The sequence below is a fragment of the Gordonia sp. BP-119 genome, assembly GCF_016924115.1.
GTDB lineage: Bacteria > Actinomycetota > Actinomycetes > Mycobacteriales > Mycobacteriaceae > Gordonia > Gordonia hongkongensis.
In genome coordinates this window covers 19,402-42,032 of sequence record NZ_JAFFZF010000003.1, presented here as the reverse complement: position 1 = coordinate 42,032, position 22,631 = coordinate 19,402, and the positions used below count along the sequence as shown (strand labels likewise).

General features: G+C 68.1%; 19 protein-coding genes and 1 other RNA gene. 11 read left to right on the top strand and 9 right to left on the bottom strand.

What is annotated here, in order from left to right:
- Positions 1 to 64: 64 nt before the first annotated feature.
- The 5 genes from sucB to JW364_RS02815 all read left to right on the top strand — a co-directional run bounded on the left by sucB (position 65) and on the right by JW364_RS02815 (position 5,437).
- Positions 65 to 1,885 (top strand): 2-oxoglutarate dehydrogenase, E2 component, dihydrolipoamide succinyltransferase, encoded by a 1,821-nt coding sequence (gene sucB / locus JW364_RS02835; RefSeq protein ID WP_137808468.1) that lies wholly within the window; start codon positions 65 to 67, stop codon positions 1,883 to 1,885.
- A gap of 37 nt (positions 1,886 to 1,922) precedes the next feature.
- Positions 1,923 to 2,822, top strand: coding sequence for a TIGR01777 family oxidoreductase (locus JW364_RS02830; RefSeq protein WP_058253108.1), 900 nt, complete (start codon positions 1,923 to 1,925; stop codon positions 2,820 to 2,822).
- Positions 2,815 to 3,534: a lipoyl(octanoyl) transferase LipB gene (gene lipB / locus JW364_RS02825; RefSeq protein WP_068971688.1), complete on the top strand. Its 720-nt coding sequence runs from the start codon at positions 2,815 to 2,817 to the stop codon at positions 3,532 to 3,534. Before JW364_RS02830 ends, lipB begins: the two co-directional genes overlap by 8 nt.
- Complete coding sequence (gene lipA / locus JW364_RS02820) at positions 3,531 to 4,619, top strand: lipoyl synthase (protein WP_068971687.1); 1,089 nt, start codon at positions 3,531 to 3,533, stop codon at positions 4,617 to 4,619. Before lipB ends, lipA begins: the two co-directional genes overlap by 4 nt.
- A 77-nt stretch (positions 4,620 to 4,696) precedes the next feature.
- Complete coding sequence (locus JW364_RS02815) at positions 4,697 to 5,437, top strand: DUF4191 domain-containing protein (RefSeq protein ID WP_058253111.1); 741 nt, start codon at positions 4,697 to 4,699, stop codon at positions 5,435 to 5,437.
- 172 nt (positions 5,438 to 5,609) lie between these two features.
- Here the strand turns inward: JW364_RS02815 and JW364_RS02810 are convergent, their stop codons facing one another.
- Positions 5,610 to 6,116 carry an RDD family protein gene (locus JW364_RS02810; RefSeq protein WP_058253112.1) on the bottom strand — a complete coding sequence of 169 codons (507 nt, stop codon included), beginning with the start codon at positions 6,114 to 6,116 and terminating at the stop codon, positions 5,610 to 5,612.
- A gap of 322 nt (positions 6,117 to 6,438) precedes the next feature.
- Here JW364_RS02810 and glnA (JW364_RS02805) point away from each other — a divergent pair, with 322 nt between their 5' ends.
- Together glnA (JW364_RS02805) and JW364_RS02800 are read left to right on the top strand one after the other, a co-directional pair.
- Positions 6,439 to 7,872, top strand: a complete 1,434-nt coding sequence (gene glnA / locus JW364_RS02805) for a type I glutamate--ammonia ligase (RefSeq protein WP_010841141.1) — start codon at positions 6,439 to 6,441, stop codon at positions 7,870 to 7,872.
- Between the two features lie 141 nt (positions 7,873 to 8,013).
- Positions 8,014 to 8,268 (top strand): hypothetical protein, encoded by a 255-nt coding sequence (locus JW364_RS02800; protein WP_068971686.1) that lies wholly within the window; start codon positions 8,014 to 8,016, stop codon positions 8,266 to 8,268.
- Between the two features lie 36 nt (positions 8,269 to 8,304).
- Here the strand turns inward: JW364_RS02800 and JW364_RS02795 are convergent, their stop codons facing one another.
- Both JW364_RS02795 and JW364_RS02790 read right to left on the bottom strand, forming a co-directional pair.
- On the bottom strand, positions 8,305 to 9,363 hold the full coding sequence (locus tag JW364_RS02795) for a zinc-binding dehydrogenase (protein WP_068971685.1): 1,059 nt from the start codon (positions 9,361 to 9,363) through the stop codon (positions 8,305 to 8,307).
- A 100-nt stretch (positions 9,364 to 9,463) separates the two neighbouring features.
- Positions 9,464 to 10,423, bottom strand: a complete 960-nt coding sequence (locus JW364_RS02790; protein ID WP_068971684.1) for a cyclase family protein — start codon at positions 10,421 to 10,423, stop codon at positions 9,464 to 9,466.
- Between the two features lie 173 nt (positions 10,424 to 10,596).
- Between JW364_RS02790 and JW364_RS02785 the strand changes: the two genes are divergently transcribed.
- A complete protein-coding gene (locus tag JW364_RS02785; RefSeq protein WP_065630063.1) occupies positions 10,597 to 10,782 on the top strand; it encodes a hypothetical protein in 186 nt (61 codons plus the stop codon).
- Between the two features lie 41 nt (positions 10,783 to 10,823).
- On the opposite strand, the gene JW364_RS02780 is transcribed toward JW364_RS02785, so the two are convergent.
- From JW364_RS02780 to glnA (JW364_RS02765), 4 genes are all read right to left on the bottom strand, one after another.
- On the bottom strand, positions 10,824 to 11,486 hold the full coding sequence (locus JW364_RS02780; protein ID WP_068971683.1) for a heme oxygenase (biliverdin-producing): 663 nt from the start codon (positions 11,484 to 11,486) through the stop codon (positions 10,824 to 10,826).
- On the bottom strand, positions 11,483 to 12,433 hold the full coding sequence (locus JW364_RS02775; RefSeq protein ID WP_068971682.1) for an endonuclease/exonuclease/phosphatase family protein: 951 nt from the start codon (positions 12,431 to 12,433) through the stop codon (positions 11,483 to 11,485). Before JW364_RS02775 ends, JW364_RS02780 begins: the two co-directional genes overlap by 4 nt.
- Positions 12,434 to 12,509: 76 nt before the next feature.
- Positions 12,510 to 15,539 carry a bifunctional [glutamine synthetase] adenylyltransferase/[glutamine synthetase]-adenylyl-L-tyrosine phosphorylase gene (locus JW364_RS02770; RefSeq protein ID WP_137808467.1) on the bottom strand — a complete coding sequence of 1,010 codons (3,030 nt, stop codon included), beginning with the start codon at positions 15,537 to 15,539 and terminating at the stop codon, positions 12,510 to 12,512.
- 66 nt (positions 15,540 to 15,605) lie between these two features.
- Positions 15,606 to 16,946, bottom strand: a complete 1,341-nt coding sequence (glnA, locus tag JW364_RS02765) for a type I glutamate--ammonia ligase (protein WP_065630066.1) — start codon at positions 16,944 to 16,946, stop codon at positions 15,606 to 15,608.
- 325 nt (positions 16,947 to 17,271) lie between these two features.
- Between glnA (JW364_RS02765) and panB the strand changes: the two genes are divergently transcribed.
- The 3 genes from panB to JW364_RS02750 all read left to right on the top strand — a co-directional run bounded on the left by panB (position 17,272) and on the right by JW364_RS02750 (position 20,693).
- Positions 17,272 to 18,117, top strand: a complete 846-nt coding sequence (panB, locus tag JW364_RS02760) for a 3-methyl-2-oxobutanoate hydroxymethyltransferase (RefSeq protein ID WP_068971681.1) — start codon at positions 17,272 to 17,274, stop codon at positions 18,115 to 18,117.
- A gap of 31 nt (positions 18,118 to 18,148) precedes the next feature.
- On the top strand, positions 18,149 to 19,132 hold the full coding sequence (gene pip / locus JW364_RS02755; protein ID WP_068971680.1) for a prolyl aminopeptidase: 984 nt from the start codon (positions 18,149 to 18,151) through the stop codon (positions 19,130 to 19,132).
- A gap of 67 nt (positions 19,133 to 19,199) precedes the next feature.
- Positions 19,200 to 20,693 carry a CYTH and CHAD domain-containing protein gene (locus tag JW364_RS02750; RefSeq protein ID WP_068971679.1) on the top strand — a complete coding sequence of 498 codons (1,494 nt, stop codon included), beginning with the start codon at positions 19,200 to 19,202 and terminating at the stop codon, positions 20,691 to 20,693.
- 9 nt (positions 20,694 to 20,702) lie between these two features.
- On the opposite strand, the gene JW364_RS02745 is transcribed toward JW364_RS02750, so the two are convergent.
- Positions 20,703 to 22,145 carry an RNB domain-containing ribonuclease gene (locus JW364_RS02745; protein ID WP_205333017.1) on the bottom strand — a complete coding sequence of 481 codons (1,443 nt, stop codon included), beginning with the start codon at positions 22,143 to 22,145 and terminating at the stop codon, positions 20,703 to 20,705.
- Positions 22,146 to 22,171: 26 nt separating this feature from the next.
- An RNA gene (gene rnpB / locus JW364_RS02740) (RNase P RNA component class A) lies at positions 22,172 to 22,586 on the bottom strand.
- Between the last annotated feature and the right edge of the window lie 45 nt (positions 22,587 to 22,631).

The window sequence follows — 22,631 nt, the reverse complement described above, 5'->3', positions numbered from 1 at the left end:
CACGGCGCACACACCACTGGGCATCACCTACAGACCACCACGTCGAGTTCAGGAGTTCACAACGATGGCCTTCTCCGTCCAGATGCCCGCCCTTGGTGAAAGTGTCACCGAGGGGACAGTCACCCGGTGGCTGAAGGAGGAGGGCGACACCGTCGAGGCCGACGAGCCGTTGCTCGAGGTGTCGACCGACAAGGTGGACACCGAGATCCCCGCCCCCACTTCGGGTGTGCTGACCAAGATCATCGCGCAGGAGGACGACGTCGTCGAGGTCGGCGGCGATCTCGCCCTGATCGGTGACGCCGACGAGGCCGGTTCCGACGACTCCGGTTCGGACGATTCCGATTCCGACGCCGCCGGCGGCGACGAGCCGACCGAGGCCGCCCCCGAACCCGAGCCCGAGCAGGCCGCCGAGGAGCCCTCCGTCGACGAGGACGCGCCCGCCGAGAAGCCCACCGCCGACACCGGCTCGGGCTCGGCCGAGGGCACCGACGTGCTCATGCCCGAACTCGGCGAGTCGGTCACCGAGGGGACGGTCACCAACTGGCTGAAGGCCGTCGGCGACGAGGTCGCCGCCGACGAACCCCTGCTCGAGGTCTCCACCGACAAGGTCGACACCGAGATCCCCTCGCCGGTCGCCGGCACCCTGCTCGAGATCCTCGCGCAGGAGGACGACGTGATCGAGGTCGGCGGCAAGCTCGCCGTCATCGGTGATGCCTCGGCGGCTCCCTCGAAGAAGAAGCCCGAACCGGAACCCGAACCCGAGCCCGAGCCCGAACCCGAGCCCGAGCAGGAGTCCGCGCCGGAGCCGGAGCCCGAGCAGGCGCCTGCCCCCGAGGAAGAGCAGAAGCCGCAGCCGAAGGCCCAGGAGTCCAAGGCCCCCGAGCCCAAGGCACAGGCCGCGGAGAAGTCCGACCCGCCGACCGTCGAGTCGACCCCGTACGTGACGCCGCTGGTGCGCAAGCTCGCCGCGGAGAACAACATCGACCTGAACGCCATCAAGGGCACCGGTGTCGGTGGCCGCATCCGCAAGCAGGACGTGCTCGCCGCGGCCGAGGAGGCCAAGGCCCCGGCGCAGGAGTCCGCCCCGGCCGCCAAGCCCGCGGCATCGTCGGCGCCGGCCGCGTCGTCGGGCTCGCCGGAGATCCGGCCCGAGCTCGCCGAGCTGCGCGGGACGACGCAGAAGATCAACCGCATCCGTCAGATCACCGCGAAGAAGACCCGCGAGTCGCTGCAGCAGAGCGCACAGCTCACCCAGGTCTTCGAGGTCGACATGACCCGCATCGCCGGACTCCGCAAGGCGGCGAAGGAGAGCTTCAAGGCGTCCGAGGGCGTCAACCTGACGTACCTGCCGTTCATCGCGAAGGCCGTCGTGGAGGCGCTGAAGGCGCATCCCAACGTCAACGCCTCGATCGACGAGGACAAGAAGGAGATCACCTACTACGACAAGGTGCATCTCGGCATCGCCGTCGACACCCCGCAGGGGCTGCTGTCGCCGGTCATCCACAACGCCGACGACCTGTCGATCGCCGGTCTGGCCCGCGCCATCGCCGACATCGCGTCCCGGGCGCGCTCCAACGGCCTCAAGCCCGACGAGCTCGCCGGCGGCACGTTCACCATCACCAACATCGGAAGTCAGGGCGCGCTGTTCGACACCCCGATCCTGGTGCCGCCGCAGGCGGCGATGCTGGGCACCGGCGCGATCGTCAAGCGCCCGGTCGTCATCACCGGTGAGGACGGTTCGGAATCAATCGCGGTGCGGTCGATGTCCTACCTGCCGCTGACCTACGATCACCGTCTGATCGACGGCGCCGACGCGGGCCGCTTCCTCACCACGGTGAAGAAGCGTCTCGAAGAGGCCGCCTTCGCCGCGGACCTGGGCCTCTAGCCCAGATCTCCTTCGGACGGCACACCGAGGACACAGAATGCGCATCGCCGTCGCCGGATCATCGGGACTCATCGGCAACGCCCTGGTCAACTCGCTGCGCGCGGCGGGCCACACGGTCACACGTCTGGTCCGCCGCGAGGCACGCGCCGATGACGAGTTCAGCTGGGATCCCGAGACGATCGGCGTCCCGCCGGAGAGTCTCGACGGCGTCGAGGCGGTGGTCTCGCTGGGCGGCGTGGGAGTCGGCGACGGTCGCTGGACCGGCCGGTTCAAACAGGAACTCCGGGACTCGCGGATCACCCCCACCGAACTGCTCGCCGAGGCCGTCCGCGATCTCGGCATCCCGACGTTCGTGAGTGCCAGCGCCACGGGCTATTACGGGAACACCGGTGGCCACGCCGCGGTCGAGACCGACGGCCCCGGCGAGGGATTCCTCGCCGACCTGGTCGTCGACTGGGAGCGCGCCGCCACCGCCGGCGTCGGCGCGGACACGCGTCTGGTCCTGCTCCGTACGGCGCCGGTCCTCAGCACCCAGGGCGGCCTGCTGGGCAAACTCCGGCCGTTGTTCAAGCTCGGGCTCGGCGGACCGATCGGCGACGGCAAGCAGTACTTCTCGTGGATCAGCCTGATCGACGAGATCCGCGCCATCGAGTTCCTCCTCGACTCCGACCTGTCCGGACCGGTGAACCTGAGTTCGCCGGGCGCCGTCCCGTTCGGTGAGTTCACCTCGGCTCTGGGCCGGGCCGTGCACCGCCCGACGATCCTGCAGGTACCCGCCTTCGCGGCGCGCCGGGTCGGCGGCGAGATGGCCGAGGAAATGATTCTGTTCAGTCAGCGCGTTACACCCAAGGTGCTGACCGATCACGGATTCACCTTCACCCATCCCGGTGTCGACGAGGCCCTCGCCTACGCCACCGGTTCCACCAGTCATGACTGAGCGGCCGATCCGCGGGAGTGCCGAACCGGTCGAGGTCCGCCATCTCGGCGTCGTCGACTACCAGACGGCCTACGACCTGCAGCACGGCCTGGCGACCGACCGCGCCGACGGCGTCCTGGATCACGACGTGCTGCTCCTGCTTGAGCATCCGTCCATTTACACGGCGGGCAAGCGCACGGAGGACGCCGACCGGCCCACCAACGGCGCGCCGGTCGTCGACGTCGACCGCGGCGGCCGGATCACCTGGCACGGACCGGGACAACTCGTCGGCTATCCGATCGTGAAGCTCGCCGAGCCGCTCGACGTCGTCGAGTACGTGCGTCGTCTCGAGGCGGCCCTCATCTCGGTCTGCGCCGGTCTCGGCGTGACCACCTGCCGCGTCGACGGACGTTCCGGCGTGTGGATCACCGACGACGCCGGGGAACGCAAACTCGGACAGATCGGTATCCGCGTGGCACGCGGCGTGGCCCTGCACGGATTCGCACTCAACATCGACCCCGACATGTCGGCGTTCGAGGCGATCGTCCCCTGCGGGATCGCCGACGCCGGGGTCACGTCCCTGGCCCGCGAACTGGGGCGGCCGTTGTCGGTGGCCTCTCTGCTCGACGTCACCGCCGATGCCGTGCTCACCGCGCTCGACGCCACTGCGAGCCCGGTCGCGTCGGCACAGTCCTCTCCATCCACTTCTGCGAGCGTAGGATCGATCCAGTGACCGCGTCCCCCATCACCCCCGGACCCGGTGCCCCCGAAGCCACACCCTCGGCCTCGGCATCCGCACCACAGACCCCGACCCCGGCCCCTGAGGGCCGCAAGCTGCTCCGGCTCGAGGTGCGCAACGCGCAGACCCCCATCGAGCGCAAGCCGGAGTGGATCCGCACCCGCGCGACGATGGGCCCGGAGTTCACCGAACTCAAGGGCCTGGTCAAGCGCGAGGGTCTGCACACCGTCTGCGAAGAGGCCGGCTGCCCCAACATCTACGAATGCTGGGAAGACCGCGAGGCGACGTTCCTCATCGGCGGCGAGCAGTGCACCCGACGCTGCGACTTCTGCCAGATCGACACCGGCAAGCCCGCCGAACTCGACCGCGACGAACCGCGTCGTGTCGCCGAGAGCGTCCAGGCGATGGGCCTGCGCTACTCGACGATCACCGGCGTCGCCCGCGACGACCTGCCCGACGAGGGTGCCTGGCTCTACGCCGAGACCGTCCGCGCGATCCACCGCCTCAACCCCGGTACCGGTGTGGAAAACCTCATCCCGGACTTCCACGCCAAGCCCGACCTGCTGGCCGAGGTCTTCGACGCCCGGCCCGAGGTACTTGCGCACAACCTCGAGACCGTGCCGCGCATCTTCAAGCGCATCCGCCCGGCCTTCCGCTACGAGCGGTCCCTCGAAGTCCTCACCGCCGCACGTGATTTCGGCCTGGTGACGAAGTCGAACCTCATCCTCGGGATGGGCGAGACCCCGCAGGAGGTGCAGTCGGCGATCGTGGATCTGCACGAGGCGGGCTGCGACATCCTGACCATCACGCAGTACCTGCGTCCCTCGCCGCGGCATCATCCGGTCGAGCGGTGGGTCAAGCCCGAGGAGTTCGTCGACCACTCCGAGTTCGCCGAAGAGGTCGGATTCGCCGGCGTCATGGCGGGTCCGCTGGTGCGGTCGTCGTACCGGGCGGGCCGCCTGTACGCGCAGGCGATGGCCCATCACGGCCGCGAGATCTCACCGGCTCTCGCGCACCTGGCAGCCGAGGGATCGGCCAGCCAGGAGGCCTCCAGCCTGATGGCACGCCTCGCCCGCTGACGCCGCGCGCGTCCGCTGACTTTTCGGACGGTCACCCGATGCCCCGATCGCTCGATCCACGGACGTAAACTGGCCTCATGGCAAAGGCGCAGGTGAGCAAAGAGGTCAAGGCCGAGAAGAAGAAGGCCCGTAAGGCCGCATCGAAGGAACGGCGCCAGCAGCTCTGGCAGGCCTTCCAGATGCAGCGCAAGGAAGACAAACGACTCATCCCCTACATGGTGGGTGTCATCGTCCTGTCGATCGCGGTCTTCACCGCTCTCGGATTCGTCCTCGGTTCGCCGTGGCTGCTGATCCCGCTCGGCGTGGTGCTGGGCATCCTCGGCGCCTTCATCCTGTTCGGCCGCCGCGTCCAGAAGAACGTGTACACCAAGGCCGAGGGACAGCCCGGCGCCGCCGGATGGGCACTGGGCAACATGCGCGGGCAGTGGCGGGTCAAGCAGGCCGTGGCCGGCACCTCCCAGCTCGACGCCGTGCACCGTGTCATCGGCAAGCCGGGCATCATCCTGGTCGCCGAGGGCTCCCCGACCCGCATCAAGTCGCTCCTCGGCCAGGAGAAGAAGAAGGTCGCGCGGGTCGTCGGCGACACCCCGATCTACGAGATCATGGTCGGCAACGACGACGGCCAGGTCCCGCTGTCGAAGCTCGAGCGGCACCTCAACAAGCTGCCCAGCAACATCGACCGCAAGCGGATGGAGACCCTGGAAGGCCGACTGTCCGCCCTCGGCAGCAAGGCCCCCGGCCCCGGCATGCCAAAGGGTCCCCTGCCCGCGAACGCCAAGATGCGCAGCATGCAGCGCACGGCGCGCCGCCGCGGCTGACGCTCCCGCCCCATCCCGTCGACCGTGCACCCGATCCCGTTGACGGTGCATCGATTTACGTTGACTGTGAACCGGGTTCGCCGGGCCACGACCTACGACAAAACCCACCACCAATGACGATTCGGTGGTGGGTTTCGTCGATGAGTGGCTTGTGCGCCGGATCGGCCGCTGCTCAGCGGGTCCGGACGAGCGCGGTGCCGGTTGCGCGGTCGTGCAGGGCGCGTCCGTTGTAGTCGTTGATCAGGGCCGGGACGAGGAAGATCATCAGCAGCTGGCGGAAGAAGGCCCGGACGATCCCGACCGCCGCCGGGCTCTGCTCGCCGGTCGCTTCGGCGGTGTTGCGCTCGACGCCGTAATCCACACGCGCCACGCGCATCCCGATGACGAGCTGGCCCGGGGTGAACCCGAACAGCGTCACCGCGAAGATGCCCATGACGAACCACACGCCCATCTGCGCGGTGCCCAGATGCGGCGAGTTGAAGCCACCGAAGAACGCCATCGCGAGCCCACCGGCGATCAGCCAGTCGACGAGCAGGCCGGCCACCCGCGGCCAGCCGGTGGCCAGCGACCCGGGACCGCTCTCCGGCAGGCCGAGATCCTGTCCCCGGTACTCGTTGTCCACGCCGTTCTCGGGACCGATCTGCGGTCCCGACAGCCAGGAACCCGTGACTCGTCCCATCGGTGATGACTCCTCTCACGCGACCGCGCAACCCCCTCGGTCCGCGTCGTCGCCGCACTGGGAACCATCGTAGTCGCTGGTTGTCGTGACCCGTCCCGCCCGTTGGCCCCTGCCGCTAGGGTTGGGATGCGCCGAGTGCGACGGCCCCCGATCACGCTGTGTAGCCAACACCACTGCGCGTGTAACACGGGGGAAACACGGACTTGACGCATGGGCAACTTCGCCTCCATACGGTTGCCGCTGAGATCCGCTGCTGTTTCTCAGTGGCGGATGTGGCGTGTCCCCATACACGGACCACCGATCACGAAGGAGTCACCGCACGGTGTACAGCAGTAAAGAAGAACTACTCGAGGGCATCAAGAAGGAAGGTGTCGAGTACGTCGACATCCGTTTCTGCGACCTGCCCGGTGTCATGCAGCACTTCTCGATCCCCGCGTCGGCCTTCGACGAGGACGTCTTCGAGGACGGGCTGGCGTTCGACGGATCGTCGGTGCGTGGCTTCCAGTCGATCAACGAGTCGGACATGATGCTGCTGCCCGACCCGGCCACCGCGCGGATCGATCCGTTCCGCAAGGCCAAGACGATGAACCTCAGCTTCTTCGTCCACGACCCGTTCACCCGCGAGGCCTACAGCCGCGACCCGCGCAACGTCGCCCGCAAGGCCGAGGACTACCTCGCCTCCACCGGCGTCGCCGACACCTGCTTCTTCGGTGCCGAGGCCGAGTTCTACATCTTCGACTCGGTGTCCTTCGGTTCCGAGATGAACGGCACCTTCTACGAGGTCGAGTCCGAGTCCGGCTGGTGGAACACCGCGTCGCCGACCGATCCCGACGGCAGCCCCAACCTCGGCTACAAGGTCCGCCCGAAGGGTGGGTACTTCCCCGTCGCACCGTACGACCACTACGTCGACCTGCGTGACGAGATGTCCACCAACCTGCAGAACTCGGGCTTCGAGCTCGAGCGCGGCCACCACGAGGTCGGCACCGCGGGCCAGGCGGAGATCAACTACAAGTTCAACACTCTGCTCCACGCAGCCGATGACGTGCAGCTGTTCAAGTACATCATCAAGAACACCGCATGGCAGAACGGCAAGTCGGTCACCTTCATGCCGAAGCCGCTCTTCGGCGACAACGGTTCGGGCATGCACGCCCACCAGTCGCTGTGGAAGGACGGCAAGCCGCTGTTCCACGACGAGGCCGGCTACGCGGGCCTGTCGGACCTGGCGCGCTACTACATCGGTGGCATCCTGCACCACGCACCGTCGCTGCTGGCGTTCACCAACCCGACCGTGAACTCCTACAAGCGTCTGGTGCCGGGCTACGAGGCCCCGATCAACCTGGTCTACAGCCAGCGCAACCGGTCGGCCTGTGTGCGTATCCCGATCACCGGCAACAACCCGAAGGCCAAGCGCCTCGAGTTCCGTTGCCCGGACAGCTCGGGCAACCCGTACCTGGCGTTCGCCGCGATGATGATGGCCGGCCTGGACGGCATCAAGAACAAGATCGAGCCGCACGAGCCCGTCGACAAGGACCTCTACGAGCTCCCGCCGGAAGAGGCCAAGAGCATCCCGCAGGCCCCGACCTCGCTGGCCGCGGTCATCGACCGTCTCGAAGAGGATCACGAATACCTCACCGCCGGTGGCGTGTTCACCGAGGACCTCATCGAGACCTGGATCGCGCTCAAGCGTGAGAACGAGATCGAGCCGGTGCAGATCCGTCCGCACCCGTACGAGTTCTCGCTGTACTACGACTGCTGAGCCCAGGCTCCGACGTCGACTCGGCCCGCTCCGCGATCGCTCTCCGATCGCCGAGCGGGCCGTTTCGTTGTCGGCCGGTTCGATCCATCAATCCGCGCGAGCAGCCGTGTCCGACCGTCCCGCCGTGCGACGATGAGCCGCATGGGCACACTGCTGACGTCCGACGAGTTCGAGATCCGCCTGCTGTTCGCGGAGTCGGTCCCGGAGGTGATGCAGTTCGTCCGCGACGTGGTCCGGCAGCGCGAACCGATCGCCCTCGAGCTCGAGGGGTCGGCGCACATCGTGAATCTCGCCAACGTCCGGCACTTCTCGTTGGTCGACGAGACCGACGACGTCGTAGCGGATTCCGACGAGCGGACCACGGTCGTTCTCTCCATCGCCGAGGCCAAGGAGTGACGACCCGAGCCAGCGCCGCCGGACCAGGCCGGACCGTCAGTCGCCGGCGGCGATGATCACCTTGAGCGCGTGCTCGTCGGCAGCGTTCGCGAACGTGTCGTACGCCTCGTCGAACTGATCGAACGTGAACCGGTGGGTGATGAACTTCTCCGGGGAGATGTCCCCGCGTTCGATGCTCTCCAGGAGTTCGGGTGCGGTCGTGGCGTTGACCAATCCGGTGGTGATCGTGAGGTTGTTGATCCAGTCCCGCTCGATCGGGAAGGTGACGCTCTCCCCGTGCACGCCGACGTTGGCGACATGACCGCCGGGACGGACGGAATCGAGCGCGACGCCGAACGTCGCGGGCACCCCGACCGCCTCGATCGCCACGTCCACCCCGAGCCCGCCTCGGCTGAGTTCCTTGAGTTGCGCGACCACGTCCCCGCCTGCGTTGACGTCGATCGTGTCGGTCGCACCGAAGTCGCGCGACTGCTCGAGCCGGAACTTGTTGCCGTCCACGGCGATCACCTTCGACGCGCCGGCCGCCGACGCCGTCATCACCGACGCCAGCCCGACCGGCCCGACCCCGACGACGGCGACGACGTCGCCCTCTGCGACGGCGCCGTAGAGCACCCCGATCTCGTAGCCGGTCGGCAGGATGTCGCTGAGCATCGTGCCCTGCTCGGGAGTCACCTTCTCGGGAAGCGCGATCAGACCGTTGTCCGCGAACGGAACCCGGACGTACTCGGCCTGGGTGCCGTCGATGAGGTGACCGAAGATCCAGCCGATGCCGCCCACCGTCTGGCAGTGCGACGTCAGGCCGGCCTTGCAGAACTCGCATGTTCCACACTTGCTCACGCACGACACGATCACGCGGTCCCCGACCTTGACCCGTTCGCAGCCGGGACCGACCTCGGTGACCACTCCGACGCCCTCGTGCCCGAGGATCCGACCCGGCGTGACCGCCGGTACGTCGCCCTTGAGGATGTGCAGATCTGTTCCGCAGATGGTGGTCACCTCCATCTTGACGATGGCGTCCGTCGGTTCCAGCAGGACCGGATTCGGAACGTCCTCCCAGGCCTTCTGACCTGGACCGTGATACACGAGAGCTTTCATGGCCGACTCCTTGTGGTTGCGGGTCCTCGCGCGAAGAGTAGGCATGGGTGCGCTCGCAGAACGTCTCACCTTGAGACGACTGCCCGGCCGGGAAGAAGTCTCACTTGATGGCGACAGGGTTGACAGGAGAACCGGTGGCCTCGTTGATCTTCAGCGGCGCGGCCACGTAGAAGAACGTGTAGACCCCGTCGTCGGCGCAATCGGCGGCGAGCTTCTCGAGGTCGCAGATCTCGGTGAACGCCACGCCGAGGTTGCGCATGAGCGCGTTGTGCAGCACCAGAGCGGCGCCGTTGTTCGGGTCCACGGTCACCTCGTTCGCGATGGTGTCGGTCACGAGATTCGGTATCTCCATCTCCTGGAACCAGGACACGAGTTCGCGGGAGTAGACGAGGCCGGATTCGCAGAAGTCGCTGTAAAACTCGACGGCGTTCTCGAAGAACAGTTGCAGGTGATTGGTTCGGATCACCACGATGTCGCGCGGCTGGATCTCCGTGCCCTGGTACTCGGCACACGCGATCAGATCCTCGTGGTCGAACGTCTCGTACGGCTCCAGGTAGGCCTTACCCCGGTGACGTGCGATGTCGAGGAGCACGGCGCGACCGACCACTCCACGCTCGGCGATCGGCGCGACGCTGGCCCTCGACAAGCCCCCGATCGTGGTCCTCGAGTCGTACCCGTTCCAGATCTGGCCGTCGTACCAGACGTGGCCGAGCGCGTCGTACTGCGTGGAACCCTGGAGCGATGCGGTGAGCTTGTCGTCGGCGCAGTGCATGCCTCCGGGGAAAGCAGGCCCTTTGCCGTCATCCCAGTGCGATTCGTCAAGGGTCATCTCGCGAGTGGCAGGGCTACGACCCGGCCACACGGGGTCACCGTGGGGATCACCGATCAGGCGCTGAAGCGTGAACACCGCGCCCCGCCTGATCTGCGCCGCGCCCGCCAAGACCTGTGCGGCCGTCAGATGGTTCAGGCTGCCCACCTCGTCATCGGGTCCCCATCTGCCCCAATTGGTGGGCGAGTCGGCGAGGATCTCGCTGAGATCGGGCACGGCGGCATCTGCCATCGATTCACCTTCCGCAGGGTGTCAGCGCGCGACGCGCGCTGGATGTGCAATCGGGTGCCGAACGGCAACGCTGACGTGCGTCGAAACAGCACCCGCAATACGGCATGTGATCCGTACCACTTTTGGGACTTGTTACCCTGCCGACTCACCGAATACGACCGTAGTTTGGACGAATGACCCGTGATGTATACGTCGAAGACCTCGTACCCGGTGACCGCATCCGCCTGGAGGGCACCCCGCGAGTGGTTCGGACCACCAGTCGTCTCGACGACAACCAGTTGCGCATCGAACTCGTGAAGGGCCACGACGACCTGAGCGAGGTCGTCCTGGACCGCACCGTCAAGCTGCAGGTCAACTGACGCCTGATTCGACGATCCCGTCGTTCGGGCGGACCTATGGGTCAGGCCGCCCGGGCGCCGTCGAGATCGCCGAACACCGCCTGATTGTGGTCGAAAGCGGCGATGGCCTCGTCGACGAGCCGGTCGATCCCTGTGGCGTCGAGCGGTAGCGCGTCGAGCCGCGCCCGGTAGGCGTCCTTGTAGCGCTTGAGCTTGTCGATCTCGTCGAACGAGTAGAAACTCAGCGCCGCGTCCTCGACCCCGTAATGCTCTCGCATGCGGTGGGCCACCACCTGGCCACCGCTGAGGTCGCCGAGATAGCGCGTGTAGTGATGAGCCACGTAGCGCGCCGGGTCGGTGCGGGTTGATTCGATCGCCGCTACATACCGCGCCACTGCCGGCAGCGGCGACGCCGTCGACGGGTCGATGCCGAAGGAGGCGAGGTCGGCGCCGAGGCGTTGCAGGCGAAGCAGTTTCGGGTCCAGCACGGCGTCGGCCACCGGGTCCCCCGCCAGGTCGGCACCGACACGCTCGAGCGCCTCGTAGACGAAGTACAACTGGACCGCCAGGCGCTGATACTCGCCGGAGTCCAACCGGCCCGACATCAGATCGTCGATGAACGGCGCATGCTCGGCGCGTTCGTGCGCCACCGCGGTGGCCGAACGCAGACGTTCGGAGATACTCGGGCGGTCGTGTGGTCCGACGTTCTGGGGATCGGGCGTCATGATGCCACCAGTGTTACCACCAGAGTCCGGTGATCGGAACCCGGCAGGTAGTGGGTGTCCATCGACGTGGCCACGAAACCGCGCAGGATGACCCGGTCGATGGCGACCAGCGGCCGGTTGCCGAGCTGCTTGTCGGTGGGATAGCTCGGCAGGAACCCGGCACCGGCCATGTCGGTGCCGTCGACGAGCCCGTTGGTCAGCAGGCTGCGATACTTCGCGTGATTCCAGGTGGAGTTGTAGTCCCCGATCGCGATCACCCGGCCGGGTGGGAGCTCGGCGAAATGTGTGGCGAGCGTGTCCATGTCGTCGTGCCAGTCCCAGTTGCGACCCCACAGCGGCGCCGCCGGGTGGATGGCCAGGACCTGGGTCCCGGCGGCGCCCGGCAGGTCGGTGCGGGCCTGCAGGTTGTGCAGCACCGTCCCCGGGATGTTGTATCGCTCGTCCAGCGGGCGCTTGCTGAACATCGCGGTGCCGGCCGCGTAGGTGTACGGGATCGCGAACTCGTGCGGCAGGGTCCGGCCGATCTCACTGCGCCGCAGACGTTCCAGCGCCTCGGGGGTGACCTCTTGGAGGGACACGAGGTCCGGATCGGCGTCGGCGACGATCTTCTCGAGCGCACCCAGGTCGCCCCCGCCAAAGAGCAGGTTGGCCGACACGACGGTGAACCGCTCGCCGGACGGCGCCGCGTTGGCGATGACCAGCGGCACCTGGGTGTAGGCCAGACCGCCGACGGCCACGATCGCAATCGCCAGCATGAACCAGCGCCGCAGGACCGCGAAGACGACGATGGCGATCACTCCGGGGATCAACGCGAACTGCACGGCGCTCGTGAGGTACAGCGCGACGTCACCGCGGGACGGGTAAAAGTGCAGGAACACGCCCAGCACCACGCCGGCGAGCATCGCCCACCCCAGGACGTACGCGGCCGCCCACAGAAATCTCGTCATCGCTCCCCCATGTGATCCGGTGTTCCCCCGCCGGAGTCAGCTGCGCCCTTCCGCGCCCGTCCGCATCTCTCCGCGCTCAGGCCCCGAAGACCTTGAGCACCACGGCCTTGGCCCGGCGCGTCACCCGGAGATAATTCTCCAGGAACTCGTTGGCCTGGTCCTCCGGCCACCCCGCGGCAAACGCGATCTGGCGCAGTTGTGCACCCGGCCCAGGTAGTTGATCGATCGGCTTGCCACGCACCAGGACCAGCGCGTTGCGCGCCTTCGTCGCGGTCGTCCAGGCGTCCTTCAACAGCGCGACGTCGTTCTCCGACAACAACTCCGCCGCGCCGATGGCATCCAGTGAGTCCAGCGTCGACGTGTTGTGCAGGCTCCGATAGCGGTGCGCATACTTCAGCTGCAGGAGCTGCACCGTCCACTCGATGTCGGCGAGGCCACCGCGGCCGAGCTTGGTGTGGGTGGCCGGGTCGGCGCCGCGCGGCAGACGTTCGGCGTCCACGCGGGCCTTGATCCGGCGGATCTCCCGAACGGCGTCGTTGCTGACACCGCCGGCCGGATACCGCACGTGGTCGATCATGTGCAGGAAGTCGATGCCGAGGGCCTCGTCGCCCGCTACCTGATGCGCCCGGAGCAGCGCCTGGACCTCCCACGGTTGCGCCCACTGCGCGTAGTAGGCGGCGTAGGACGCGAGGGTCCGCACGATCGGACCGTTCCGGCCTTCGGGTCGCAGCCCTGTGTCGACCTCGAGGGGTGGATCCGCGCTCGGGCTCCCCAGCATCGACCGCACGTTCTCGGCGATCGTCTGCGCCCACTTGAGCGCCTCGGACTCCTCGGCGTCCCGATCGGGCTGACACACGAACATCACGTCGGCGTCGGATCCGTAACCCAGCTCGCCACCGCCGAGCCGGCCCATCCCGATCACCGCGATGCGCGCCGGCGCCCGGCTCCCCCGTTCTCGCTCGGAGATGTTGATCGCGACGGTGAGCGCTGCGTTCAGGACCGCCGCCCACACACTGGACAGCGCCTTGCAGACGGCCGGTACGTCCAGCAGTCCCAGCACGTCGGCAGAGGCGATGCGGACCAGCTCGGCCCGACGGTGCGAACGGGCCACGGCCACTGCGCGTTTCATGTCCTGCTGGCGGACCGTCGAGGCGACGAGGCCCTTGGCGACGTCCTCGGGGCGCACGTTGCACAGCTTGGGCCCGTCCGGCCCGTCGGAGTACTGGTGGATCACCTCGGGCGAACGCATCAGCATGTTCGCGATGTACTCCGACGTCCCGAGCACCTTCATCAGCCGCGCCGCCACCACGCCGTCGTCGCGCAGCAGTCGCAGGAACCAGTCGGTGTCCTCCATCACGTCGCACAGCCGGCGGTAGTTCAGCAGGCCGGCATCGGGATCCGGTGTATCCCCGATGTGTTCGAGCAACTGCGGCAGGATGAGCAGCTGGATCTGACCGCGGCGTCCCGGCGCGTTCGACAGCGCGCGGATATGACTCAGTGCCCGATCGGGTTTCGCGTAACCCAGTGCGGCCAGCCGCCTCTCGGCGGAGGTGTCGGTCAGGGTCAGCTCGTCGGTCTTGAAGCGCGTGACCGCCTCGAGCAGCGGGCGGTAGAACAGCTTCTGGTGCAGCCGCCGGACCCGCAGGCTCTGGTGGCGGATCTGTTCGCGCAGCACCCCCGTCGCGTCGAGTTCGCCCTCTCGCCGGATGTGTGCGGCGCGGGCGAGCCAGCGCAGCGCCTCGTGGTCGTCGGGCTGCGGCAGCAGATGCGTCCGGGACATGCGCTGAAGCTGCAGCCGGTGTTCGAGGAGACGCAAGAACTGGTACGACGCACTGAGATTCGCGGCGTCGTCGCGTCCGACGTAACCGCCCGCGGTGAGCGCGGCCAGCGCGTCGACGGTCGGCATCACGCGCAGGTTCTCGTCCACCCGGCCGTGCACCATCTGCAGGAGCTGGACCGCGAACTCGACGTCGCGCAGACTGCCGCGCCCGAGTTTGAGGTTGCGCTCGCGCTCGTCCTCGGGGAGCAGGGATTCGACGCGGCGTCGCATCTTCTGCACCTCGGGCACGAAGTCGGGCCGCTCGGCCGCCTTCCACACCATCGGTTTGACCGCGGCGATGTAATCGTCGGCGAGATGCATGTCGCCGGTCATCGCCCGGGCCTTGAGCAGCGCTTGGAACTCCCAGGTCTTGGCCCACCGTTCGTAGTAGGCCACATGCGATTCCAGGGTTCGGGTCAGCGCTCCGGACTTCCCCTCGGGCCGTAGCGCGGCATCGACCTCGAAGAACGCGAGCGAACCGATGCGCATCATCTCGCCCGCGATCCGCGCCGCGGTACCGTCGGCCGGGTCACTGACGAAGATGACGTCGACGTCGCTGACGTAGTTCAGTTCGCGCGCACCGCATTTGCCCATCGCGACCACGGCGAGCCGGACCGGGATGGGATCGTCCCCGCAGACCTCGGCGAAGGCGACGGCGAGGGCGGCGGTCATGGCGGCGTCGGCGCAGTCGGACAGGTAGGCACCCACCTCGGGCAACCACATCACCGGTTCGTCCTCGACGGTCGAGGCGACGTCGTGGGCCGCGAGTTGCAGGATCAGGTTGCGGTAGGCCAGGCGGAGTGCGATGACGGCCTTCGGGCCGGTGAGCGCCGACCGGTACACCCGGTTGCCCTTCTCGACCTCGCCCGGAACGGGCTCGGCACCGACGGAGGCGAGCATCAGACGGTCGACCTCGGCACGGTCGGGCAACTCGTCGGCGAGCAGGAGCCGCCAGCTCGACGGTTCGGCGACCAGGTGATCGGCGAGCGCGTCCGACGAACCGATGACCGCGAACAGGCGCCCACGGAATGCGCGCTCCGCGCGCACCAGGCCGTCGATCTCGGACCACTCGTCGCCGACGGCGCTGCGCAACCGCACGAGCGTACGGAGGGCCAGGTCGGCGTCGGGAGACCGCGACAGGGCCCACAACACGTCGACCGATTCTGGCGTGTTCCACCCGAGATCGGCGAGGTTCCGGGGTGCGGAGTCGTCGAGCAGACCCAGCCGGCCCGCGCTGGGGACGGTGCTGCGTCCGGCTCGCCCCGGGGGGCCCGATCGTGTTGTCACATCACAAAAGTAGCGACCGGATCCGATCGGCACGACATCGCGGTCCCGGACCGGGCAAGGCCGCCCTTACAGCGGCAGGTAGTTCTGCAGCTCGAACGGGGTCACGAGGCTGCGGTAATTCGTCCATTCCGTCCACTTGTTTCGCAGGAAGTAGTCGAACACGTGCTCGCCGAGGGCCTCGGCGACCAGCTCCGAGTTCTCCATCTCCTTCAGCGCGTCGGCCAGGCTGCCGGGGAGTTCCTTGTAGCCCATCGCCCGACGCTCGGCCGAGGTGAGCGCCCAGACGTCGTCCTCGGCCTCGTCGGGCAGCTCGTAGTCCTCGTTGATGCCCTTGAGCCCGGCGGCCAGCAGCACCGCGAAGGTCAGGTACGGATTGCAGGCGGAGTCGGGGCTGCGGACCTCGATGCGGCGCGACGACGCCTTGTTCGGCGTGTAGAGCGGGAGTCGGATCAGCGCCGAGCGGTTGGCGCCGCCCCAGGTGGCCGCGGTCGGCGCCTCACCACCGTGGATGAGCCGCTTGTAGCTGTTCACCCACTGGTTGGTGACCGCACTGATCTCCGAGGCGTGATGCAGGATGCCGGCGATGAACTTCTTTCCGGTGGCCGAGAGCTGCATCGGGTCGTCGGGGTTGTGGAAGGCGTTGAGGTCGCCCTCGAACAGGCTGAGGTGGGTGTGCATCGCCGACCCGGGATGCTCACTGAACGGCTTGGGCATGAACGTCGCCCAGACGCCCTCGTTGATCGCGACCTCCTTGATGAGGTAGCGGAACGTCATGACGTTGTCGGCCATCGACAGCGCGTCGGCGTAGCGCAGGTCAATCTCCTGCTGACCGGGCGCACCCTCGTGGTGGGAGAACTCGACCGAGATGCCCATCGACTCCAGGGCCTCGATGGCATGCCGCCGGAAGTTGGGCGCGGCGTCGTGGACGGCCTGGTCGAAGTACCCCCCGGAGTCCGCGGGAGTCGGCACCGACCCGTCCAGGGGCGCCTCTTTGAGCAGGAAGAACTCGATCTCGGGGTGGACGTAGCAGCTGAAGCCGAGGTCGGCGGCCTTGTTGAGCTGCCGGCGCAGCACATGCCGTGAGTCGGCCCAACTGGGAGTGCCGTCGGGCATCGCGATGTCGCAGAACATGCGTGCGGAATGGTGCCGACCGGCCGAGGTTGTCCACGGCAGCACCTGGAAGGTCGACGGATCAGGCTTGGCCACGGTGTCGGCTTCCGAGACCCGGGAGAATCCCTCGATGGACGAGCCGTCGAAGCCGATACCCTCGGCGAACGCGCCCTCGAGTTCGGCCGGGGCGATCGCCACGGACTTCAGATAACCGAGGACGTCGGTGAACCACAGTCGGACGAAGCGGATGTCGCGCTCCTCGAGGGTCCGCAGCACGAATTCCTTTTGGCGATCCATGGTCGCCGACATTAGAAGTACGCTGTTAAATCCGTGTTACACGCGCAATTCCAACTCGATGTGCTGCAGTTTTACGGACTCAATCCCACATCGTGAGACGTCCGACCAGTAGCTGGGACGCGGGGCCGGGCACGAAATCCCAAGTGAACTGCCGACAGAGTCGCACACGGCGCTCTCGACCCCGTCCGCGCGTGTGACCAATCGCATAAACATGGCAGGTCACAACAGGTCGTCCTAGTGAAACAATGGCCTACGTCCGTGTTCAACCCGGGTACCCGCCGCGCCTCTCCGGCCAGTCGGGACTCGAGGCAGAAAAGAGACAACGATGTCCGATTCCTCGGTTTACGGCGCGTCCGCCCCCGCCCAGTCCGCCAAGCGACGCGTGACCCGCATCCACCATCTCGCGCAGATGAAGGCCGAGGGCGAGAAGTGGTCGATGCTCACCGCATACGACTACTCCTCCGCCCGCATCTTCGACGCCGCCGAGATCCCCGTCCTGCTCGTCGGCGACTCCGCCGCCAACGTCGTCCTGGGCTACGACACCACCATCCCGGTCACCGTCGACGAGATGGTCCCGCTCATCCGCGCCGTCGTACGCGGCGCACCGCATGCACTCGTCGTAGCCGACATGCCGTTCGGCAGCTACGAGATCGGCCCGCAGCACGCCCTCGAGAACGCATTCCGGATCTTCAAGGAGACCGGTGCGCACGCGGTGAAACTCGAAGGCGGTGAACGCGTCGCCCCGCAGATCGCGGCGCTGACCGCGGCCGGCATCCCGGTCATGGCCCACATCGGGTTCACCCCGCAGAGCGTCAACGGGCTCGGCGGCTTCCGTGTCCAGGGCCGCGGGGACGGCGCCGATCAGCTCGTCGCCGACGCCATCGCCGTCCAGGAGGCGGGCGCCTTCGCCGTGGTGATGGAGATGGTGCCGGCCGATCTCGCCGGTCAGATCGCCCGCAAGCTGACCATCCCGACCGTCGGCATCGGCGCGGGCAACGAGACCGACGCGCAGGTCCTCGTGTGGCAGGACATGGCCGGACTCTCCCACGGCAAGACCGCGAAGTTCGTCAAGCGCTTCGCCGATGTCGGAGGCGAATTACGCTCGGCCGCCGAGCAATACGCCGACGAGGTGCGCCGCGGAGTGTTCCCCGGCCCCGAACACAGCTACTGAGAGCCCGGACGTCAGCACTACGCTGACGTCCATGCGGAACTTCTACCCGGAGATCGAGCCCTACGCCTCCGGCCATCTCGACGGCGGCGACGGCCAGCAGATCTACTGGGAGACCTCCGGCAACCCGGACGGCAAACCCGCCGTGTTCGTGCACGGCGGGCCCGGGGGCGGGACGTCCCCGGCGCAGCGCCGGTTCTTCGACCCGGCGAAGTACCGGATCGTCCTGTTCGACCAGCGCGGCTGCGGACAGTCCCGGCCCCACATCGCCGACGGCGCGAACCTCACCGTCAACACGACACCGCACCTCATCGCCGACATGGAGCGCCTCCGTACTCATCTCGGGATCGACCGCTGGCAGGTCTTCGGCGGTTCCTGGGGTTCGACACTCGGTCTCGCCTACGCGCAAGCCCATCCCGACCGCGTCACCGAACTCGTGCTGCGCGGCATCTTCCTGCTGCGGCGCAGCGAGATCGACTGGTACTACAACGGCGGGGCCGCCCACATCTACCCCGACCTGTGGGAGAGCTACCTCGAGCCCATCCCCGTCGACGAACGCGACGGCGACCTCGTCGCCGCCTATCACCGCCTGCTCACCTCCGGGGACGCCGCGACGGCCCGCGCCGCCGCCCGCGCCTGGACGGGTTGGGAGCAGGCGACCAGCTATCTCCTCCCCCGCCCCGACGAGGAGTCGGACGGTTCCTCGGCGGACGACCCCCAGAAGAAGGACACCGACCGCTTCGACCTCGCCTTCGCATCGATCGAGAACCACTACTTCGTCAATCACGGATTCCTGCGCGACGGTCAGCTCCTCGACGAGATCGACACGATCGCCTCCATCCCCGGCGTGATCGTGCAGGGCCGCTACGACGTCGTGTGCCCGATGCGCAGCGCCTGGGACCTGCACCGCGCCTGGCCGGCTGCCGATCTCCGCATCGTCGCCGACGCCGGGCACGCATCGTACGAGCCGGGTATCAGACACCACCTGATCGAGGCCACGGACCGGTTCGCGCGGTAGCCGACGCCAGTACTCCGCACGCACCACTAAGCTCGACGGACAGCCGTCGAGAAACCAGGAGGAACAGGTGGCCGCATCCGAGCAGGTCGAGGTGGAGCTGAAGTTCGACGTGGACGCCGGACACGTGGCCCCCGACCTGCGGGTGCTGCCCGGTGTCGTGTCGGCGACGACCCCGGAGACGTTCTCACTCGACGCCACCTATTTCGACACCGAGAACCTCGACCTCGCCGGCAACAAGATCACCATGCGTCGGCGTACCGGCGGAAGCGACCAGGGCTGGCACCTCAAGCGCCCCACGGGCATTCCGGGAACCCGGCGAGAGCTGCACGTGGGCTTCGACGAGGCGCCCGCGGACGGCGACGTCCCCGACGCGCTGTCGACACCGGTCCTGGCCCACATCCGCGAACGCACCCTGATGCCGGTCGCCGTCATCTCCACGACGCGCACCGTGACCCGGTTGCTCGGCGCCGACGACGAGCCGCTCGCCGAACTCGCCGAGGACCTCGTCACCGCCCAGTCGCTCCTGCCCGGCGGTCACAGCCAGCAGTGGGCGGAGTGGGAGTTCGAGCTCCTCGCCGGTGGCACGCCGAAGCTCCTGAAGGCCGCCGACAAAGCGCTGCGTGCCGGGGGCGGCCGCGAGGCGTCGAGCGCGTCGAAACTCGCCCGTGCGATCGGCGCCACCCCGACCGTGCACGAACCGCGCCTGTCCAAGCGACCCACCGCACTCGAACTCGTCGTCACCGACATTGCGCTGCACCGCAATTCGCTGGTCGCCTACGATCCCCTGGTGCGCGTCGACGCCCCCGACGCGGTGCACCAGATGCGCGTGGCGTGCCGCCGCCTGCGCAGCGTGTTGTCGGGCTTCCCCACCGTCCTCGACGCCGAGCGCACCGCCCACATCGGCGCCGAGCTGAAGCTGCTCGCCCAGATCCTCGGCGACGCACGCGATTCAGAGGTGCAGCTCGAGTTGAGCGAATCACTGCTGCGTGGCGAGAACGCCTCGCCGGAGCTGCTCGCCGAGCTCGCCGGCACCGAGGTCACCGCCCACGATCGCGCCCTGCGCGCGGCACACGCCGCGATGTCGTCGAAGCGGTACTTCGCCCTGCTCGACAGCATCGACGGCCTGATCGCGTCGCCCCCACCGGGCCCCGACGCCGACATCCCGGCGACCACGGTCGTCGACAAGGCGATCGCCCGCAGCCGCAAGCACATCCACCGCGCACAGGCTCGTCTCGCCGGCTTCGCCGAGGGTTCCGACGAGTGGGAGGAGCAGCTGCACACCATCCGCAAGCGCGCCAAGCGGCTGCGCTACAGCATCGACGCGACCGAACCGCTCGGGAAGAAGAAGTATCGCGAGGTCGGCGTGGCGGCCAAGAAGATCCAGTCCGCGCTGGGCGATTTCAACGACACCCGGATCAACCGGACGCGACTCGCACAGATCGCCTCGGCCGGCACCCTCGGCGGCCCCGACATGTTCGTACTCGGCCGGATCGACGCCCGGCTCGAGGCCGACGGGCACCGCGCGATCGCCGCGTACCGCCGAGTCGCCAAGGAACTCTGACCGAACACCTCACACCTTGCGGAACTCCACCGTCCGGGTCACTTCGTCGGCTTTGGTGAGTTCGACGACCACGCGGTCGCCGGGGCGTAGATCACCCGCGCAGCGCGCGACCACCGGCGGATCGGACAGGAAGATCTGCGCCTGCCTGCGCTCGGTCGCGCCCGACATCACCAGCGCGTCGAACCGCTCACCCACCCGTTCCCGCAGAATCACCGCTTCGGCGAGGTCGATGCTCGCGCGATCCGCGGTGGCGCCGAGCGTGTCGGCCGACCGCAGGATCTTGGGCAGCGTCGGCAACGCGCGGTGCACCCAGTCCGGTACCGGCGTACCGGATGCGATCGCCAGACACACCTCGGTGGCGAACCGGTCCCCGAGCCGCCGCAGCGGTGCGGTGACATGGGCATAGAGCCCACCGATCGCCGAATGCCGCATCAGCGCGTCATCGACGGGCTCGTCGGGTCCGGTGAGGGCGAGGTAGTTGGCACCCCGCATGAGCCCGGCCGCGGCCGATTGCAGGGCGAGCGTGCTCGGTTCGCCACCCGGTAGCCCCGCCAGGAACCGGCCCACCGGCAAGCCGGCCGGCCACTGCACCCCGAGGGCCCGGGCAGCGGCGCGCAGATCCTCGATCGCGTCCTCCTCGGCCGGCGGCAGGGTGCGCAGCAGCCCGACACCGGCCTCGACCATGATCGTGCCCGCGCACATCCCGGCCAGCAGCGACACCTGCGAGTTCCACATGTCGGCGGGTGTGTGTGCCTCGAGATCAAGACGCCACCCGTCGGCCGTGCGGACGACCGTCTGGTCGGGCAGGTCGAGTTCGACCGCGCCCCGCGCCAGCGCGACCTCGCGTCGCAGTTCGCCGAATGCGGGCAGGGCGGCGATGGCGGGATGCAGCCGGCCGGCGGCGGCATCGGCCGAGACCCCGGCGTAGTCGAGGCGCGCAACCGAGGCGATGCGGGACCGCCGCACCCGGACATCGGTCACCGATCCGTCGCCGGCCACCCGGATGGTCCACAGCACACACAGTCTGACCTGCTCCGGCAGAAGGGAACCCGCGCCCTCGGACAGTGCGCGAGGGTGCAACGGGACCGACCCGTCCGGGAAGTACACGGTCGCGCCGCGTCGCCGGCTCTCCTGGTCGAGAGCACCTTCGGGGGTGATGAGTGCCGCGACATCGGCGATCGCGTAGTCGACGACGAACCCGTCGCCGTCGGCGGTGAGGTGCACCGCCTGGTCGAGATCTCGGGAGGTCGGCGGGTCGATCGTGACGAAGGGGACGCCGGTGTGGTCCTCGCGGACGTCGGCGTACCGGTCGGCACCCGGAGCGCCGGAGTCGATCATCTGCGCGGTGGCCCGGGCTTCGGCGAGGGCATCGTCGCCGTACTCCTCGTCGACGCCCAGTTCGGTGCGTATACTGGCGAAGTCGATGTCGGGGGCGGAGAGGATGCGCTTCACTCCCCCAACCCTAGAGAAGAGTGAGGCGAACGAGTCGGCACGTAAGCCGGATCCTGTTCCCGCACGGTCGTGAGACCGCGTGGGCGGCGACCATCCATCTGGGCACACCGTCGCCGGGTACCTCGAGCGGCCCACCCGCGGGCTGGGGCGAGCAGCCCTCGTGACGCCCGCGCACACGCACCGCGAGGTGCGTGCTTCGGCCTTGCTCCGGGTGGGGTTTACCGAGCCGGCACGGTCACCCGTGCCGCTGGTGCGCTCTTACCGCACCGTTTCACCCTTACCGACCTCGCGGCCGGCGGTCTGTTCTCTGTGGCACTGTCCCGCGGGTCACCCCGGGTTGCCGTTGACAACCACCCTGCTCTGCGGAGTCCGGACTTTCCTCGATGCGCGGCGTGACGGGAGACCGCCCGTTCCGCGCACCGCGGCCGCCCGGCCGACTCGTTCGCGCACCCAGGATACGGCAGGCGTCGGGCGGACCCTCGACGG

What these genes read in the sequence shown, in the direction of transcription:
- sucB (WP_137808468.1), top strand. Translation starts at nt 65, where the DNA reads ATGGCCTTCTCCGTCCAGATGCCCGCCCTTGGTGAAAGTGTCACCGAG.
- JW364_RS02830 (WP_058253108.1), top strand. Translation starts at nt 1,923, where the DNA reads ATGCGCATCGCCGTCGCCGGATCATCGGGACTCATCGGCAACGCCCTG.
- lipB (WP_068971688.1), top strand. Translation starts at nt 2,815, where the DNA reads ATGACTGAGCGGCCGATCCGCGGGAGTGCCGAACCGGTCGAGGTCCGC.
- JW364_RS02815 (WP_058253111.1), top strand. Translation starts at nt 4,697, where the DNA reads ATGGCAAAGGCGCAGGTGAGCAAAGAGGTCAAGGCCGAGAAGAAGAAG.
- JW364_RS02810 (WP_058253112.1), bottom strand. Translation starts at nt 6,116, where the DNA reads ATGGGACGAGTCACGGGTTCCTGGCTGTCGGGACCGCAGATCGGTCCC.
- JW364_RS02800 (WP_068971686.1), top strand. Translation starts at nt 8,014, where the DNA reads ATGGGCACACTGCTGACGTCCGACGAGTTCGAGATCCGCCTGCTGTTC.
- JW364_RS02795 (WP_068971685.1), bottom strand. Translation starts at nt 9,363, where the DNA reads ATGAAAGCTCTCGTGTATCACGGTCCAGGTCAGAAGGCCTGGGAGGAC.
- JW364_RS02790 (WP_068971684.1), bottom strand. Translation starts at nt 10,423, where the DNA reads ATGGCAGATGCCGCCGTGCCCGATCTCAGCGAGATCCTCGCCGACTCG.
- JW364_RS02785 (WP_065630063.1), top strand. Translation starts at nt 10,597, where the DNA reads ATGACCCGTGATGTATACGTCGAAGACCTCGTACCCGGTGACCGCATC.
- JW364_RS02780 (WP_068971683.1), bottom strand. Translation starts at nt 11,486, where the DNA reads ATGACGCCCGATCCCCAGAACGTCGGACCACACGACCGCCCGAGTATC.
- JW364_RS02775 (WP_068971682.1), bottom strand. Translation starts at nt 12,433, where the DNA reads ATGACGAGATTTCTGTGGGCGGCCGCGTACGTCCTGGGGTGGGCGATG.
- glnA (WP_065630066.1), bottom strand. Translation starts at nt 16,946, where the DNA reads ATGGATCGCCAAAAGGAATTCGTGCTGCGGACCCTCGAGGAGCGCGAC.
- panB (WP_068971681.1), top strand. Translation starts at nt 17,272, where the DNA reads ATGTCCGATTCCTCGGTTTACGGCGCGTCCGCCCCCGCCCAGTCCGCC.
- pip (WP_068971680.1), top strand. Translation starts at nt 18,149, where the DNA reads ATGCGGAACTTCTACCCGGAGATCGAGCCCTACGCCTCCGGCCATCTC.